Origin of the sequence: Mycobacterium sp. E1715, assembly GCF_001667625.1 — a bacterium.
Lineage (GTDB): Bacteria > Actinomycetota > Actinomycetes > Mycobacteriales > Mycobacteriaceae > Mycobacterium.
The window spans coordinates 1-15409 of record NZ_LZJJ01000284.1 but is presented as its reverse complement, the minus strand read 5'-3'; the positions used below and the strand labels follow the sequence as shown (position 1 = coordinate 15409).

The window sequence follows — 15409 nt, the reverse complement described above, 5'->3', positions numbered from 1 at the left end:
GACCATCCCCGGGACCACCGTGAACCGCGCGTGCGGCTCGAGCCAGCAGGCGCTCGACTTCGCCGTGCAGGCGGTCATGTCCGGCCAACAGGACGTCGTGGTCGCAGGCGGTGTCGAGGTCATGAGCCGCGTCCCGCTCGGCTCGGCCCGGGCGACCGGCATGCCGTACGGCCCCAAGGTTCTCGCCCGCTACGACGACTTCTCCTTCAACCAGGGCCTGTCGGCGGAGATGATCGCCAAGAAGTGGGGTTTTTCCCGCACCCGGCTCGACGAGTACTCCGCGCAATCCCACGAACGGGCCGCGGCGGCCCAGGACGCCGGCGCGTTCACCGACCAGATCGTGCCGGTGTTCACCGGCGACGACACGGTCGTCGCCGCCGACGAGGGAGTGCGGCGGGGGACCACGGTCGAGAAACTCAGCGGACTCAAGCCCGCCTTCACCGAAGACGGCGTCATCCACGCGGGCAACTCCTCGCAGATCTCCGACGGCGCCGCCGCGCTGCTGGTGACGACCGCGGAGATGGCGGTCGAACTGGGGCTCACCCCGTTGGTGCGGTATCTGGCCGGCGCGGTGACCGGCGCCGATCCCGTCCTCATGCTCACCGGGCCCATCCCTGCGACCGAAAAGGTGCTGAAGAAGGCCGGGGTCCCACTCTCCGAGGTGGGCGCGTTCGAGGTGAACGAGGCCTTCGCGCCGGTGCCGCTCGCCTGGCTCGCCGAGACGGGGGCCGAACCCGAGCGGGTGAACCCGCTCGGCGGCGCCATCGCTCTGGGGCACCCGCTGGGCGCATCCGGGGCCGTGTTGATGACGCGGATGGCGCACCATATGCGCGCCAACGGAATCCGCTACGGGCTGCAGACCATGTGCGAGGGTGGCGGGACCGCCAACGCCACCCTGGTCGAGCTGGTCCGCTAGCGAAGGCGCCGCCGCGCGCCGAAAAAGGTCTCCTGCGTGACCCTTGTCGCAGCGGCCGAACTAACCTACTGTGTGTTCACTAGGTTGGTTCCGCCCGCCGATCGGCCGAAGGAGTCCGGTGCCCGACGCACGGCGTTACGACACGTTGCTCGCCAAAGGTGAGGACCGCAAGCAGCGGATCCTCGACGTCGCGCAACGGCTGCTCACCCGCAACGGCTGGCGCAGCACGACCCTGGCCCAGATCGCCGGCGAGGCCGGGGTCACCCCCGCGGGATTGCTGCATCACTTCGAGTCCAAAGAGCAGCTGCTGCATGCCGTCCTCGACGCCCGCGACCTCGACGACGACCTGCACGCCGACCGGACCGGTGATCTCTTCGCCCAGATCGCGCAGGTCGCCGACCGGTTCAGCCGGGCACCCGAACTCGTCGGAACGTTCACGGTGTTGCTGGTGGAGAACATCCTGCCCGACGCTCCACTGCACGACCGGATGCTGGCCCGGCACCGCGCCGCGACCGACATCGTCGCCGACCTCATCCGCCGCGGGCAGGCCGATGGCCGGTACCGGGCGGACGTCGACCCCGCCGTCAAGGCGGTAGAGATTCTCGCCTTCGTCCACGGAATGGAAACCACATGGTTGCTCGATCCATCGATACCGCTAACCGAGGTGTTCAAGCAGTACGCCGAGACGCTGGCGCGGGACTTCGCCCCGTAGAAGGGCCGCGCGAGGACATGAGATACCGGCTCGACGTGGTCGCGGGCACCGCGGTCGACGTGGTGCGGTTCGCCGGCGGCTGGCTCTTCGACCGGGCGATGGCGGGGTGGGACGTCACCGTGCTGCTGGCCGACCTGGCCGGCCACGCCGACGACCGGCCGCTGGAGATCCTGGGCGCCCGGGTGGTCGACCTCGAAGACGCTTTGGCGTCGGTGGAGTCGCGTCCTCGTCCCCAGGCCCTGGCCGCCGCGGCTGACCTGTTCGGATGCGACTCGCGGGTACGGCAAGGGGTGCTGCAGGCCCTGGACCACGGGGTCACCGAGGTCACGCTGTGGGGGGAGGCGTGGCCCGCCGAACTCGACGACAGCGTTGGCCTGGTGCAGCACCGGCTGAGCATGGCCGCCCGCACGTTCAAGGCCCAGGCCCTGGCCGCCGCCGCTCTCCCGGACAGCTCGATCGGTCAGGTCGAAACCTTCCGCAGCGGGCTGCTCGCATGGCCATCGGTGGCCGCCGACCTGATCCCCGCCGGCTGACGGGCAGTCGGCGCCCGCGCCCGCTCCGATGCCCCCTCGTTGACGACCACCAGGCCGTATGGAAATGTAATGCTCATCTGCGAGAGGCACGTTCTCACTAGCCGAGATTCAAGGAGCAGGAGATGGCGAACGAATTCTCCGAGTTGGACTTCTTCCGCGGCAGCGAGCTCATCGAGGACCCGTACCCCTACTACGAGGCGCTGCGCCGCCAGTGCCCGGTGACGCGCGAACCCCATCACGACGTCACGATGATCACCGGTTGGGACGAGGCTTGCGCGGTCCTCAACGACGCCGAGACTTGGTCCTCCTGCATCTCGGTGACCGGTCCGTTTCCCGGCTTCCCGGTGCCTCTGGAGGGTGACGACATCACCGAGCTGATCGAAAAGCACCGCGACGAGCTGCCGTTCAGCGACCAGCTGCCCACCCTCGATCCGCCGACCCACACCAACCACCGCTCGCTGCTGATGCGGCTGATCACCCCGAAGCGCCTCAAGGAGAACGAGGACGCCATGTGGGTGCTCGCCGACCAGGTACTCGACACGTTCCTCGCGCCAGGGCACGGCGACTGGATCAAGGGCTTCGCCGGCCCGTTCACGCTGCTGGTCATCGCCGACCTGCTCGGCGTGCCCGAGGAGGATCGCGACAAGTTCGTCAAGGGGATCCGCGACCATTCCGGTGGCGGCGTCGGGGGCACCAAGGGCTCGCTGGCGCACAGCCCGCTGGAATTCCTCTACGGTCTCTTCTCCGACTATGTCCGCGACCGCAGGCGCGAGCCGCGCGACGACGTGCTGACCGGGCTGGCCACCGCCACCTACCCGGACGGCTCGACGCCCGACGTCGAAGACGTGGCCCGCGTCGCCAGCAACGTCTTCTCGGCGGGCCAGGAGACCACCGTCAGGCTGCTTGGCGCGGCCCTGCAGACCCTCGGGGAGCGGCCGGACATTCAGGCTCAGTTGCGCAAGGACCGGAGCCTGATCCCCAACTTCATCGAGGAGTCGTTGCGGCACGAAAGCCCGGTCAAGGGCGACTTCCGATTGAACCGGGTGCCCGCCAACGTCGGGGGCGTCGACCTGCCGGCGGGAACCACCGTGATGGTCGTGCAGGCGGCCGCCAACCGCGACCCCCGCCGGTTCGACGATCCCGCCACCTTCGACCCGGCCCGCAAGAACGCCCGTCAGCACATCTCGTTCGGGCGCGGCATCCACAGTTGCCCCGGCGCCCCGCTGGCCCGCGCCGAAACACGGGTGGCGATCGAGCGCCTGCTCGACCGGACGTCGGATATCCGGATCGACGAGAAGGCGCACGGCCCGGCGAATGACCGCCGCTACCAATACGTTCCGACTTACATCCTGCGCGGCCTGACCGAGCTGCACCTGGAGTTCACGCGGACATGAAAGTCACCGTCGACGACCAGCGCTGCCGCGGCCACGGCGTCTGCACGACGCTGTGCCCAGAAGTCTTCAGCCTCACCGACGACGGCTACGCCGAGGCGATAGCATCCGACGTCCCAACGGAATTCGAAGCGGCCACCCAAGAGGCCATCGAGTGCTGTCCCGAGCAGGCGATCAGCAAAACCTAATCCAGTCAAGGAGATTCAGTGGCGAAAGGGTACGTCATCCTCACGGAAGCCATCAAAGATCCGGAGGGTATGAAGGCCTATGCGCAGGCGGCCGGTTCGGCGATGGCCGGGGCCACCATTCTGGCGGTGGACGCGGCTCCCCAGGTGATCGAGGGCAGCTGGCACGGCGACCAGACCGTCGTGCTGGAATTCGAATCGGTGGACGCGGCCCGCGCGTGGTACGAGTCCGAGGGCTACCAGAAGGCGGCGAAACTTCGGCAGGAAGCGGCGGACTGCAACGCCGTCATCCTTTCCGGATTCTGATCGCTACTCGCCCACAATCGAAATGGCCTGCCGCGGGCACTGACGAACGGCCTCGCGAACGTCGTGTTCGTTCTCCGGGGTGACTTCCTCCTGCAAGACGGTCAGCATGTCGTCGTCGCCGAGGAGAAAGATCTCCGGGTTGATGCCCATGCAGACGCCGTTGCTCTCGCAGAGCCCCCAATCGACTTCGATCTTCTTCGTCACCGCAACCCCCTTACCGAAGCACCTTGACGGGCACGTTCTTCCAGCCCGCGACGTTTTGCATGGTTACCCGTTTGCAGCCCGCCCAGTCCACCTCGTAGCGCGGCATGAAGTCGAGGAGCCGCTCGAGCGCGATCCTGCTTTCCATGCGTGCCAGCGCGGCGCCGAGGCAGCTGTGAATCCCATACCCGAGGCCAAGGTGCTGGGCCTCGGTCTGGTCACGCTCGATGTCGAACGTGTCGGCGTCGGTGAAGGCCTCCGGATCGCGGTTGGCTGCCGCGCCACAGAGAAACACCGGCTTGCCCGGAGGGATCACGCCACCGCTGACGTGCGCCTCTTTGAGCGTGTAGCGGACGTTGTACTGCACCGGCCCCTCGTAGCGCAGCAGCTCCTCCACCGCGCCCGGGATCTTGTCGCGATCCTCCTGTAGCTTCTGCCACTGGTCCGGGTGACGGGCGAAGATCACCGCCGCGTTGCCGAGCAGCTTGGTGACGGTCTCGGCGCCCGCTCCGCCCAAAAGGGTCGCGAACCCGCAGATCTCGATGTCGTCGAGCTTGCGTAGCTGGCCGTCCTCGCCCGGGACCTCGGCCGCGATCAGGCGGCTGATCATGTCGTCCTGCGGTTCCTGGCGGCGCTCCTGCACCAGGCTGAAGTAGTACATCGCCGTGTCGATGTTGGCCTGCATGCCGGCTTCGCTGATCTCGATCTGGCCGGGTTCGTGCGACAGGCTGGTGTCGATCCAGTGGCGCACCTGCTGGCGGTATTCCTCCGGAACCCCGGCCATCCTGGTGATGACTTCCACCGGGAACGGCCCGGAGAAGTCCTGGACCACGTCGAAATTCTCCGGGTCGGCGGCGCCCAGGTACTTGTCGATCACCTCGATGACGGTGTCCCGCTGCGATTGGATCGCCCGCGGGGTGAACGCCTTGTTGAGCAGGCTGCGCATGTGGCGATGCTCGGGCGGATCCATGAAGATGATCGACTTCTGCTCGGGCGAGATGCCCCGGCGCACCATCGCCAGGTCGCAGCCGCGTGCCGAGGAATAGGTCTCGAAGTCTTTGAAAGCCGCCGCGACGTCTTCGTGGCGGGTCAACGCGTAGAAATCCTCTTTTTCGTCGTAGTACAGCGGCGCGTCCTCGCGCATCCGTCGATAGATGTCGAACGGATTGTTGTAGTAGTCCTCGGAGTACGGATCGAAGACGACCTTCGGTTTTGTCACTGAATCCTCCTCAGCGGCGAGGGCGGGCTGAAACCGTTACAGCCGAGTCGTTGACTGTAACGGTAACGGTAATACCTTCGTGACGAACCGGAAAGACCGAAACGCTGGCATCTCAAACCCCGTTCGAGACGCCGACGGCGTTGATCGCGTCATCCAGAGCGCCCAGTTCGCTGCCGAATTCCCTGGCGATGCCACGCACCACGCTGACCTCCTTCTGGACGAATTCACCGGCAACCTCGATGAACGACGCGACGGAACCGGCCGCCGCCGCGAGACCGAGGACACGACTGGTTGCGCTGCCCTGCGCCAAGGCGGCCAACATCGTCGCCTCCGGCACGCCAAGTCGCTCACCCAATCGCACGGCCTCCGCGAGCAGCCCGATATGGCCCGCGAACAACGCGTTGTTGACCAGCTTCACCTTTTGGCCGGAGCCACGCGGGCCCACGTGGAGAACCGGGTCTCCGTAGCAGGCCAGCACCGCCCGCACCCGCGCCACGGCGTCCTCCGTGCCGCCCACGAACAGCGTGAGCCGGCCGGCCGCCACGTCGTGCGGGCCGCCGCTGACCGCGGCATCGATGACGTCGATGCCTTCCGCTTGTGTGGCGACCGCGTCGATCGTGTTCGGGCCGGCGGTGGTGTGCACCACCAGCGCCGACCCGGGCGGCATGGCGGACAGCAGCCCGCCGTGCAGGCATACGTCGCGCACCTGCTCGTCGGTGAACACGCAAAGCACCACCACGTCGGCGCGTGCACCCGCCTCGACCGGGTCGCCGACCGCGCGCGCACCGAGCTGCTCGAGATCGCTTCGCTTTTCAGTGGTCCGGCCCAAGGCCCGGACGTCGTGTCCGGCCGCCACCAGTCGGGCCACCATGGGGCGGCCCATCCGTCCGGCGCCGACGAACCCGACCCTCACCTCGGATGCCCCATGAGGCCCAGCGCGGCGTCGGCCGCGTCCAGGACGGCGCCGCCGTTCGCGCCGGCTCGGTCGGCCAGGTCCACCACCAGGCGGACGTCCTTTTGCAGCAGCGTCCCGGCCACCCCGGCAAGCTGGTCCAGTCCGCCGATGCCGCCAAGGGCGTTGAGCGCGAAGCTGTTTCCACTGCTGCGCGAAACCACTTCGGTGAGACGGTCCGGGTCGACGCCGAGGGCGCCGGCCAGTGAGAGCGCGGTGGCCGCGGTGCCCAGGTGGGCGGTGAAGAGCAGGTTGTTGAGCAGCTTCGTGGTTTGACCGGAACCGAGCTCGCCGAGGTGCACGACCGGATCGGCATAGGTGGCGAAGACCGGGCGGCACCGCTCGACGACGTCGGCGTCGCCGCCCACCATCACCAGCAGGCGCCCTTCGGACGCGGCTCCCCCGCCCCCGCTCACGGGCGCGTCGACCACCGAAATCCCTTTGGCCGCGGCTTGGTTCGCCAGTCTCCGGCAGGTGTTGGGATGCACGGTGCTGTGGATCGCGATGACACCACCCGGCTTCATCGCGGCCAGCACGCCGCCCTCACCCGACGTGATCTCCTCGATGTCTGCATCACCCACGACGCAGAGGCAGACCAGATCGCTGGCCGCGGCGAGCTCGGCCGGTGACTCGGCGATCTTCGCCGCGGTGTCGGCGAACGCCTCGAGGGTTGCGGGTCGGCGTGCCCACAGCGTCGTCTCGTAGCCGCCCTCGACGATCCGCCTCGCCATGGGGCCGCCCTGACTGCCCAGGCCGATGAATCCGACCCTCATCCGGTGGCCTCTTCCGAACCCGATGCCGTCACGCATTCGTCGACGAACGCGAGGACCTCCGCGTGATAATCCGCGGCGGTGTGGCCGAGGCTGATGTTGTGCCCCGCCCCGGGCTGCCGGTGCACGGTGAAGCGCGGCGCGGCGGAGAACATCGCGGTGATCTGCTGCACCGCCGAATCGTCGGCCTGCCAGACCTTCTCGTGTTCGGCGATGCTGAAGTGGACAGGCACCCGCACGGCCGGGGCCAGCGTCGGGAAAGTCTGGCGCGCCCAGTCCGACACCATTTGGTCCTCATACGAAGGCGCAGAAGGGGACACCGTCGCGCCGCCGAGAACCTCGGGCGGATACAGGTGTTCCGGGCTCCACAGCAGCTCGCGCATGCCCGGTGGACGTCGTTCGCGGGTCGCCGTTTTGAGTATCTCCTTGGCGGCGGGGTGGTAGTGCCGACCGGTGCCGGCCAATTCGATGCCGAGCAGATCGGCACCGCGCTCGTCGGCGGCCATCCGCATCGTCAGCTCGCAGCCGCCCGAATGCCCCATCACGAACAGGCCCGCGCCCCTTGATCGTTCACCGATGATGCGCTCGACCGCACCGTACGCCAGGTTGACGCGCTGATCGCCCTCGGCCATCGCCTCCGGATAGGGCGCGGAGCTGCCGTAGCCCGGCCGGTCGATCGCCACCACGGTGAATCCGGCCGCCGCGCCGGTCCGCAACAGCGAATACGACGGATGCCCCGGACAGTCGAAATACATTGCGGTGGTTCCGCCGCCGTGGATCGCCACGATCACGGCCTTGGGTTCGTCGGCCTCGGCGACCAGCGCCGACATCGGTACGCCGTTGACGATCACCAGCCGGGGCCGCGGCGTTTTCATGCGTCGGCCCGCAGTAAGAGCACCCCGCTGGGGGTGAGGCCGCCGCTGCTGACCACGCCGACGCGGGCGTCGGCGACCTGGCGATCGCCGGCCTCCCCGCGCAGCTGGGTGATGGCCTCGTGGACGAGGCCCATGCCATGGGTGCGCCCGTGCGACAGCTGGCCGCCGTGGGTGTTCAGTGGCAGCAGGCCGTCACGGGCGATGTTCTTGCCGCCGTCCAGGAACTCTTTGGCCTCGCCGATTCCGCAGAATCCCAGCGCCTCGATCCAGGACAAACAGTTCATGGTGAAGCCGTCGTAGAGCTCGGCGACGTCGACGTCGTCGGGGCGCAGGGAGGTTCTCGTCCACACGTGCGCCGCCTGACCCAGCACCTGCGGTTCGTGGGTGAGAGTGCTTTGGTCCCAGTCGATTCGCTCGATGATCTGCGTGCCCACCGCCTCGACCAGGACAGGTGGTTTGGCGAGGTCGCGCGCGGTGTCGACGGCGGAGACGATGACGGCGATCGCGCCGTCGCAGGGTACGTCGCAGTCATAGAGGCCGAACGGCGTGGTGATCGGCCGCGCGTTGAGGTAGTCGTCCATCGTCATCGGCGAGCGGTAGATGGCGGTCGGGTTGAGTTCGGCGTTGGCCCGCTGATTCAGCGCGATCCAGCCCAGCGTCTCTTTAGTGGTGCCGTAGCGGTGAAAGTGCCGCTGCGCGTTCATCGCCAAGGTGTGCGCCGCGGAAGTCGCCCCGAATGGCATCTGCCAGCCCGACATCCGGCCCGCTGAACCATGGGTCGGGCTGATTTTGCCCTGCTTCATCAGCTCGCCGTGGGTGGCTTCCCACACCGTCCGGAAGCACAGCACGTGCCGGGCCAGCCCGCAGGCGACCGCAAGCATCGCGGCGATCAGGGAGCCACCCGGGCCGAACGTTTCCATCGCGCCGTTGTGCCAAGTCGGCCGGATGCCGAGCGCGGCCTCGAGGGCGGTGGTGCCCCCCTCGCCCATGCCCGCCACGGTGATGGCGCCGGGATAGGTGGACAGGCCGTCGATGTCGGCGAATGTCAGGCCGGCGTCGGCGATGGCCGCTTCGCACGCCTGCACGGTCAGCGCCAACGGGGGCTGCATCAGCCGGCGACCGATCGGCGACATGCCGATCCCGGTCAGTGCGACCTTGTCTTCGAACTTCTCCCGGGTGAGCATGGGGCGCACGTGTTCGCCGAAGCGCTCCGGCGCTATCTCATCGGTGGGCAATGGGCCGGCTTCGGCATCGTGTACCGGCCGGAACAATGGAAACCACACGTCCTCGACGTGTTCGAAGACAACCTCGACCTGTTGGCCGAGTTCGAGCCGATCGGGCTCGCACTCGATGATGTTGGTGGTCAACCGAATCCGCGGATCTTCGGCGATCGCCACCTGCGCGATGACGTAGGGCGCGGCCAGCCCGGGCAGGCTGAACCGTTCGTTGATGGTGAACCCGGCGAGCGTTGCCCTGCCGGAGACCGCTCGCACCCCGACATCGGTTGAACGGCAATACCGGCACACCGGCGCGGGCGGATGGATCAGGGATTGGCAGGCCTGGCACTCCTGCAGGCGCAGTCTGCCGTCGGCTCCCGAGGTCCAAAAGAACTCGTTGTCCTGCGTGATCAGGGGCAGCGGTCGGCCCGGTGCTGCTGACACGTCACCTCCGCGCATCGAGCGGGTCCAGGGTGCGGCTTGGTAGGACCGTTATACGAATTGGAGAATTACGTTATCACTCGTACGCAGGTGCGATCGAGACGGTATTGGTCTTGTTTCCGGGGACGGTGGCCGCCGCCGGGACGACCGGTCAGTAGGGCACCCAGACGCCGGTGAAATAGGTACCCCACTGGTGAAAGCCGGCATTCCACATCGGTTCGTTCGGTGACCACCATGGCCGCGGTGGTGGTGGCGGCGGCACGTCCTGTGCGGCGAATGGCGGCGCGTATGGCGGCGGCAGTGTGTACCAGTCCGGTAGGACCGGTGGCGGCGTGCACTCGAGCGTCGCCGGATTGAACGACATGTTGCGATCGCAGTCCGCCGAGCTGATTCCCGGCGTCGCGATCACCGCGACGGCCGCCGGTGCGAGCGCGACCGCTATGACGGCGGTCAGGCGACGAATAAACCACCTCATCGTGTGCCTCCCGATGGGCCATCCTGGCTGGTTCAGCTTATTCCGTCGAGACCGCCTAGACCATGGTCAGGAAGTTTCGCGGCACCCCGTTCAGCGGGTGAATCCCCACTCCGCCTCGTTCTCTTCGGTTTTGAGGTGCTCGGCCGGATCTTCCGCATCGGTGAGTGGTGGGTGCGCGGCGGGCGAGGTGCGTTCCCCGATTTCCGCGATGGCGTGCACCGGGCAGTCCATCAGGGCGCGCATCACCGCGTCGCGGTCCGACTCCGCCACGGTGCCATCGCCGATGAGGGAGGCGTAGCCCCAATCGTCCAGCGAGAAGTATCCGGGCGCGTACTTGGCGCAGATGCCGAAACCGTCGCAAACCGTGCGATCCAAGCGGATTTTCATGCTTGCCTCGCAGCCTCCGCCTCGTAGGGGCGGTCGCTGCGGAACGCGCCGCGAGAGCAGGCCGGGCACGTGCCCTCCAGGTGCGTGGTCACTTCGCCCGGGAACTGCGCCAGCAGGCTGGCGGCCACATTCGTGGCGGCGTCCAGCGTCGCGCAGGCGCCCCGCCCACGCAGCAGCACCGACCAGCGGCGCAACCGTTGGAGGTCCTCTGCCGTTGCGGCGCCGTCGCGCAACGCACCGGCGACGGCCGCCATCGCCGCGGTTCCGTTGAAGCATGACCCGCATTGGCCGGCGTTCTCGCGGTCGAAGTAGGCCAGCACCGACGCCGCGACCGCGACGGGGCAGTCGTCGGTGATCACCGAGACCGCGCCGCAGCCCAGGCCGCTGCCGAGGCGCCGCATCGTCTCGTGATCCAGGGTTGTCTCGAGCACGGAGCGGTTGAGCAGACCGGCGAAATAGCCGCCCATCAGCGCTCCACGCACCTGGTCCGGCGAAACGCCGTGCAGCGCGAGGAGTTCGGTGAACGGCAGGCCGAGCGGAAGCTCGTAGAGCACCGGCGGCCGGCCGGCGCCGGTTACGGTGGCCAGGAACGTGCCCGGGGATATCGACGTGCCCTGCGAGCGGAACTTCGTCGAGCCGTGGCCCTGCAGGAAGGGCAGATTGGCCAGCGTCTCGACGTTGCTCACCAGCGTGGGCCGTTCGTCGACGCCGGATTCGAAGGGGCGTGGCGGCTTGTCGGTCGGCTTGGCCGGGCCGCCGTTGAGCGCGCGGACGGCCGCGGTCTCCTCGCCGGCCACATACCCGGGTTGCACGGCCAACAGCCCGACCGTGACGCCGACGGTGCCCGGATCGAGCTCGCCGAGCGCGGTCTGGACGCTGTGCGCCGATTCCGGGTCGGACACATATACATAGGCGCGGCCGGCGCCCACGACCGCCGCGGCAAGTCGAAGGCCGTCCAGCACCAGATGTGGACGGTTGCGCAGCAGCCACCGGTCTTTGATTGAGGCCGGTTCTCCCTCTTCACCATTCGCGACGACCACGGCGCCGCCGGCAACGCGGCCGTTATCGCGCACCGTGCGCAACTTGATCGCGAGGGGGAAGGCCGCGCCGCCCCGACCGACCAGCCCGCTGACTTCCACTTCGCTCAGCAATCCATCGGCGTCGGCGAGCGGCCGATATCCGCCGCGCTCTCGATACGCCGCGAGATCCTCGGGTGTATGGCCGGTTCGTCCGAAGAGCAATCGGGGTTCGCAGCCGGGGGAGGTGGCGGTGGCGATGGGGGTGGATTGCGCGGTGCTCACGGCCGGCCTGCCATCGTCTTGGTTACGCTTGCGCACGTGCGAACTGCGGTGGTACGCGTCAACGTCGACCCGGAAAGCGTGTCCACGGCGGCGCAGCTACGAGACGGCATGGCGGCGCTCCTTGAGCTCGCGGCGCAAGCGGGCGTCGGCGTGGTCGAGAACGATCTCGTGGCCATGCCCGCGGGGCGCCGCGAAGTCGAATTGTTGATCGCCGCTGAAGACGGCGACGCGGCCAGGCACGTGGCAATGAACCTGTGCGCCAAGGTGTTCGGCGGCACGCCGGTACCGGGGGTGGTCACCTTCATCAGCCGCGGAACCGACGACGACGCCCACGGCGTGCTGTCCGGCTTCGGGCTCGCGGGCGACATCGAGCGGACGCCTGGTGACGACGGATTCGACATCGTGTACGTGACGCTGCGGGAGTCCGACCTGGAACGCATCCCGGAGAGCCGCGTTCACACGGCTCTGGAGGCGTCGCTCAACTGCGAGGTCCACATTCGCACCGTCTAGCGCCATCACGAGCCCAGGAATTCGAGGATCGGGGGCGCCGCCTGTACCCACGTGTCGAACATGTTGAAGTGCTGGACCCGGCCCGCCGCACGGTCCTCGGATGCGCGTTCCCACGCATCCTCCGGCCACGGCGGGTCGATGAGCTTCGATCCCTTGATCAGGCAACTGACCTCGAGCGACGTCCGCTTCGGGTGATCCATGTCGTTCTCGCCGCCGCGAATGATCAACGTGGGGACCTTGATTCGGTCGAACATCTCGTCCTCGACGCCCGGGATCGTCTGTCCGGGCTTGGAGACGAACGCGTTCAGCCAGCGCAGCATCACCTTGAGGAATTCGTCTTTGTCGAAGTCGAGGAACCGCTGCTTGTTGTCGGGGTTCTGCTCGATGCGGTCCCGCCATTCGGCAACCTTCACCACGCCGTCCATGCCGGTACCGCGGACCGCGAGGATGCTCGGGATGATGTAGAAGGAGCCGAGTACGAAGGTGCCGTAGATGCCGCCGACGATGTTCCACACCACCAGCTTGGTGACCATTTCGGGGTAGAGCATGGTGGTCAGCATGGAATCCCGCGCCCCGCCGGATCCCCCGGCGAGGATGCAGCGCTCGAATCCCAGCCCCGTCACCAGCTTGTGCAGTGTCTCGGCGCGCATGTGTGATTCGCTCTGGCCGTAGAACTGCACGTCGGAAGCGCCGCAGTTGGGCCGGTCCCACAGCAGCACGCGGTAGCCGCCGGCGGCCAGCGCGTCCGCGAGCGGCCGCAGGCCCTCGATCTCCTTGCTGAACCGGCCGCCCGGCGTCAACGCGATGAGATCCCCTGAGTCACCGAGGATCTCGTAGACGACATTTCCCCCGTTGATCTCGATAGAAGGCACGCGATTTCTCCTGTGTTAGGCCTGCACCAGAACGTCGTTGCCGACGATGCGCACCGGGTAGGTGCGGATACTCCATTCCGGTTTGACCGCTGTCGTCCCGGTGGCCAGCTCGAAACCCCATTGGTGCCAGGGGCAGTAGATGTACTCCATGTCGCGCACCATCACCGAGTCACCGGGCGCGGTTTCGTCGACGATCGTGCGCCCCCTCGAGCGGCCCGAGCACAACGGACCGCCTTGGTGCGGACAGTAATTCGCGATCGCATAGAAGCTGCCGTTGACGTTGTACACCCCGACGCCGTGCCGGCCGATGGGGACGAGCTTGTGCTTGCCCGGCGGGATCTCGTCCACGGTGGCAACGACATGCTCGCGGCCCTGGGCGAGACGGGGCTCGGGCCGTTTGGCTTGTTCGGTCAACTCAGAGCACCCGGGTCTGACCCTCGAGGACCGGGACGGTCTCCGGCAGGTGGTAGGTCGCAATCCCGTTCTTGTACATCACCGCGTCGCGGGCGTGCTTGGGAAGGTGCTTGACCAACCAGCGGGGGTCGTCGAACGTCCAGTGCGGGTAGTCCGAGGAGAAGAGCAAGATCTTCTCGCACTCCATCCATTCCAGTGCGCGGGTGAGCTCCGTCTTGTCCTCGGGGTAGTCCAGCGGTTGGGTGGTGAACTTGATGTGGTCCTTGACGTACTCCGACGGCTTGCGCTTGATGTCCACCCACGACTTGCGCGCTTCGTAGATCGCGTCCATGCGCCACATCAGCGGCAGGATCCAGCTGAACGCGTGCTCGACGAAGACGATCCGCAGCGACGGGAACCGGTCGAAGACGCCGTCGAAGATCAGGCTCATCACCTGATTGGCGGCCAGCAGCGAGTAGGTCACCATGAAGTCGTGGTTGTAGCTGGGGAAGCCCACCGGCGGGATCGGTAGCTCGTCGTACTGGCTGCGCGACAGGTGGCAGCTCACGGTGATGTCGTGCTTGGTGGCCGCGGCCCAGATGGGGTCGTATTTGGGATGGCCCCAGGACGGCTTCGGCTCGGCCTTGATCAGTATCTGCGCCATGAACGGATGCCCGGCCCAGCGCTCGATTTCGCGCACGGACGCTTCCGGCTCTTCGATGGCGAGGCAGATCGAACCGCGCCACCGTTCGTGCCAATTGTTGTGGCTGTCCAGCCAGTGATTGGCCTGCCAGTCGTTCAGCGCGTACGACATCGCGTGCTGGGCCTCGGGCAGCCGCGCCGGGTAGGCGGCCGGCTCCAGGATCGCGATGTCGGAGCCCGCCTCCATGATGAGTTGGCGGAACGCCATATCCGGGTCGCTGCACGGGAATTCGCCGTTGGCGGGGAAGGAGTCCACGCGCATCGCGTACGAGTGCGCGTAGTCCGGCGCGTCGTAGTAGATCAGCTCACCCACGTTGCGGTTGAGAAAGTACTTGCTGCGCCAGGGCTCCGGGATGTACGGGACCAGCTCGCCCCGCTTGGGCGCGGGGTGGACGTCCGAGTCGACGCAGCGGACGGCTATGCGCTCGGTCGCGGGGACCCGCTCCTGCGAATGGGTCAACGTCATGGGGAACTCCTCGGTCTCACGTCCTGCTTCTACTGTGCGCCCACTTCGGCGGGGATGTCTATGCCGTAGAGCCGCGCCGCGTTGCGCCAGCAGACCTTGTCGCGCTGCTCGGCGGAGAGCGCCCTTGGCAGCTTTTTGGCGTCGCCGAACTGCCAATGCGGGTAACTCGAGCCGAACATCACCATGTCGTCCTTGCCGGTGAAGCCGAACCATTCGCCGGCGAAATCGACGTCACCGGGGCCGTCGAGGCTGCCCTGGACGAAATAGACGTGCCCCGGGAGGTAATCGCTGGGGATGCGCGGCGCCCAGGGCGTCTGCTCCAGGTGGGGCCGGCCGAACGTGTCCATCCGCCAGATGAACGGCGTGATGAAGTCGGCGGCGCCGTCGGCCCAGACGAACTTCAGGCCGTCGAAGCGCTCGAACACGCCCTCCGGCAACACCCGCACCTACGAGCAATACGTCAGCTTCATGGCGCTGAATTACATCTACCACCAGATGAACATGATCGCGGAAGCCGTGTTCGGTCGCGTCGGCGGCCTGAAGTTCGTCTGGGCCGACGGCGCCGCCGACTTCATCACGCCGTTC

19 protein-coding genes and 1 pseudogene are annotated in these 15409 nt (G+C 67.4%); 7 read left to right on the top strand and 13 right to left on the bottom strand.

The window, feature by feature from the left end; all coding sequences use genetic code 11:
* From A9X03_RS14495 to A9X03_RS14470, 6 genes are all read left to right on the top strand, one after another.
* The coding region (locus A9X03_RS14495; protein WP_068261618.1) for a thiolase family protein at positions 1-916 on the top strand (916 nt) is incomplete at its 5' end.
* Between the two features lie 118 nt (positions 917-1034).
* Positions 1035-1628, top strand: coding sequence for a TetR/AcrR family transcriptional regulator (locus tag A9X03_RS14490; protein WP_067758417.1), 594 nt, complete (start codon positions 1035-1037; stop codon positions 1626-1628).
* A 17-nt stretch (positions 1629-1645) separates the two neighbouring features.
* Complete coding sequence (locus A9X03_RS14485; protein ID WP_068261615.1) at positions 1646-2161, top strand: hypothetical protein; 516 nt, start codon at positions 1646-1648, stop codon at positions 2159-2161.
* Positions 2162-2283: 122 nt separating this feature from the next.
* Positions 2284-3555 (top strand): cytochrome P450, encoded by a 1272-nt coding sequence (locus tag A9X03_RS14480; RefSeq protein WP_067758423.1) that lies wholly within the window; start codon positions 2284-2286, stop codon positions 3553-3555.
* A complete protein-coding gene (locus tag A9X03_RS14475; protein WP_067758425.1) occupies positions 3552-3740 on the top strand; it encodes a ferredoxin in 189 nt (62 codons plus the stop codon). Before A9X03_RS14480 ends, A9X03_RS14475 begins: the two co-directional genes overlap by 4 nt.
* Before the next feature lie 69 nt (positions 3741-3809).
* Entirely contained in the window at positions 3810-4043 is a 234-nt protein-coding gene (locus A9X03_RS14470; protein ID WP_231969117.1) for a DUF1330 domain-containing protein, read from the top strand.
* A 3-nt stretch (positions 4044-4046) separates the two neighbouring features.
* On the opposite strand, the gene A9X03_RS14465 is transcribed toward A9X03_RS14470, so the two are convergent.
* From A9X03_RS14465 to A9X03_RS14425, 9 genes are all read right to left on the bottom strand, one after another.
* Entirely contained in the window at positions 4047-4247 is a 201-nt protein-coding gene (locus A9X03_RS14465; RefSeq protein ID WP_007168596.1) for a ferredoxin, read from the bottom strand.
* Between the two features lie 10 nt (positions 4248-4257).
* On the bottom strand, positions 4258-5463 hold the full coding sequence (locus A9X03_RS14460) for a cytochrome P450 (RefSeq protein WP_067758435.1): 1206 nt from the start codon (positions 5461-5463) through the stop codon (positions 4258-4260).
* A 112-nt stretch (positions 5464-5575) separates the two neighbouring features.
* Positions 5576-6376: an NAD(P)-dependent oxidoreductase gene (locus A9X03_RS14455; RefSeq protein ID WP_082954875.1), complete on the bottom strand. Its 801-nt coding sequence runs from the start codon at positions 6374-6376 to the stop codon at positions 5576-5578.
* A complete protein-coding gene (locus A9X03_RS14450) occupies positions 6373-7188 on the bottom strand; it encodes an NAD(P)-dependent oxidoreductase (protein ID WP_067889613.1) in 816 nt (271 codons plus the stop codon). Before A9X03_RS14450 ends, A9X03_RS14455 begins: the two co-directional genes overlap by 4 nt.
* A complete protein-coding gene (locus A9X03_RS14445; protein ID WP_067889610.1) occupies positions 7185-8060 on the bottom strand; it encodes an alpha/beta hydrolase in 876 nt (291 codons plus the stop codon). The genes A9X03_RS14450 and A9X03_RS14445 overlap by 4 nt, the downstream gene beginning before the upstream one ends.
* Complete coding sequence (locus A9X03_RS14440) at positions 8057-9736, bottom strand: OB-fold domain-containing protein (RefSeq protein WP_197508492.1); 1680 nt, start codon at positions 9734-9736, stop codon at positions 8057-8059. The genes A9X03_RS14445 and A9X03_RS14440 overlap by 4 nt, the downstream gene beginning before the upstream one ends.
* 133 nt (positions 9737-9869) lie before the next feature.
* On the bottom strand, positions 9870-10193 hold the full coding sequence (locus A9X03_RS14435; protein ID WP_067760143.1) for a hypothetical protein: 324 nt from the start codon (positions 10191-10193) through the stop codon (positions 9870-9872).
* Between the two features lie 90 nt (positions 10194-10283).
* Positions 10284-10580 carry a ferredoxin gene (locus A9X03_RS14430; RefSeq protein WP_067760141.1) on the bottom strand — a complete coding sequence of 99 codons (297 nt, stop codon included), beginning with the start codon at positions 10578-10580 and terminating at the stop codon, positions 10284-10286.
* On the bottom strand, positions 10577-11881 hold the full coding sequence (locus tag A9X03_RS14425; RefSeq protein ID WP_067760150.1) for an NADH-ubiquinone oxidoreductase-F iron-sulfur binding region domain-containing protein: 1305 nt from the start codon (positions 11879-11881) through the stop codon (positions 10577-10579). The genes A9X03_RS14430 and A9X03_RS14425 overlap by 4 nt, the downstream gene beginning before the upstream one ends.
* 48 nt (positions 11882-11929) lie before the next feature.
* Here A9X03_RS14425 and A9X03_RS14420 point away from each other — a divergent pair, with 48 nt between their 5' ends.
* Positions 11930-12391, top strand: a complete 462-nt coding sequence (locus A9X03_RS14420; protein ID WP_082950157.1) for a hypothetical protein — start codon at positions 11930-11932, stop codon at positions 12389-12391.
* A 5-nt stretch (positions 12392-12396) separates the two neighbouring features.
* Here the strand turns inward: A9X03_RS14420 and A9X03_RS14415 are convergent, their stop codons facing one another.
* The 4 genes and pseudogenes from A9X03_RS14415 to A9X03_RS14400 all read right to left on the bottom strand — a co-directional run.
* On the bottom strand, positions 12397-13263 hold the full coding sequence (locus A9X03_RS14415) for an alpha/beta fold hydrolase (RefSeq protein ID WP_067760135.1): 867 nt from the start codon (positions 13261-13263) through the stop codon (positions 12397-12399).
* 15 nt (positions 13264-13278) lie between these two features.
* Positions 13279-13677 (bottom strand): Rieske 2Fe-2S domain-containing protein, encoded by a 399-nt coding sequence (locus tag A9X03_RS14410; protein WP_067760133.1) that lies wholly within the window; start codon positions 13675-13677, stop codon positions 13279-13281.
* Position 13678: 1 nt separating this feature from the next.
* Positions 13679-14824: an amidohydrolase family protein gene (locus A9X03_RS14405; RefSeq protein WP_067760130.1), complete on the bottom strand. Its 1146-nt coding sequence runs from the start codon at positions 14822-14824 to the stop codon at positions 13679-13681.
* A gap of 29 nt (positions 14825-14853) precedes the next feature.
* Positions 14854-15258, bottom strand: a pseudogene (locus A9X03_RS14400) (amidohydrolase family protein); the annotation flags it as partial.
* Positions 15259-15409 lie beyond the last annotated feature (151 nt).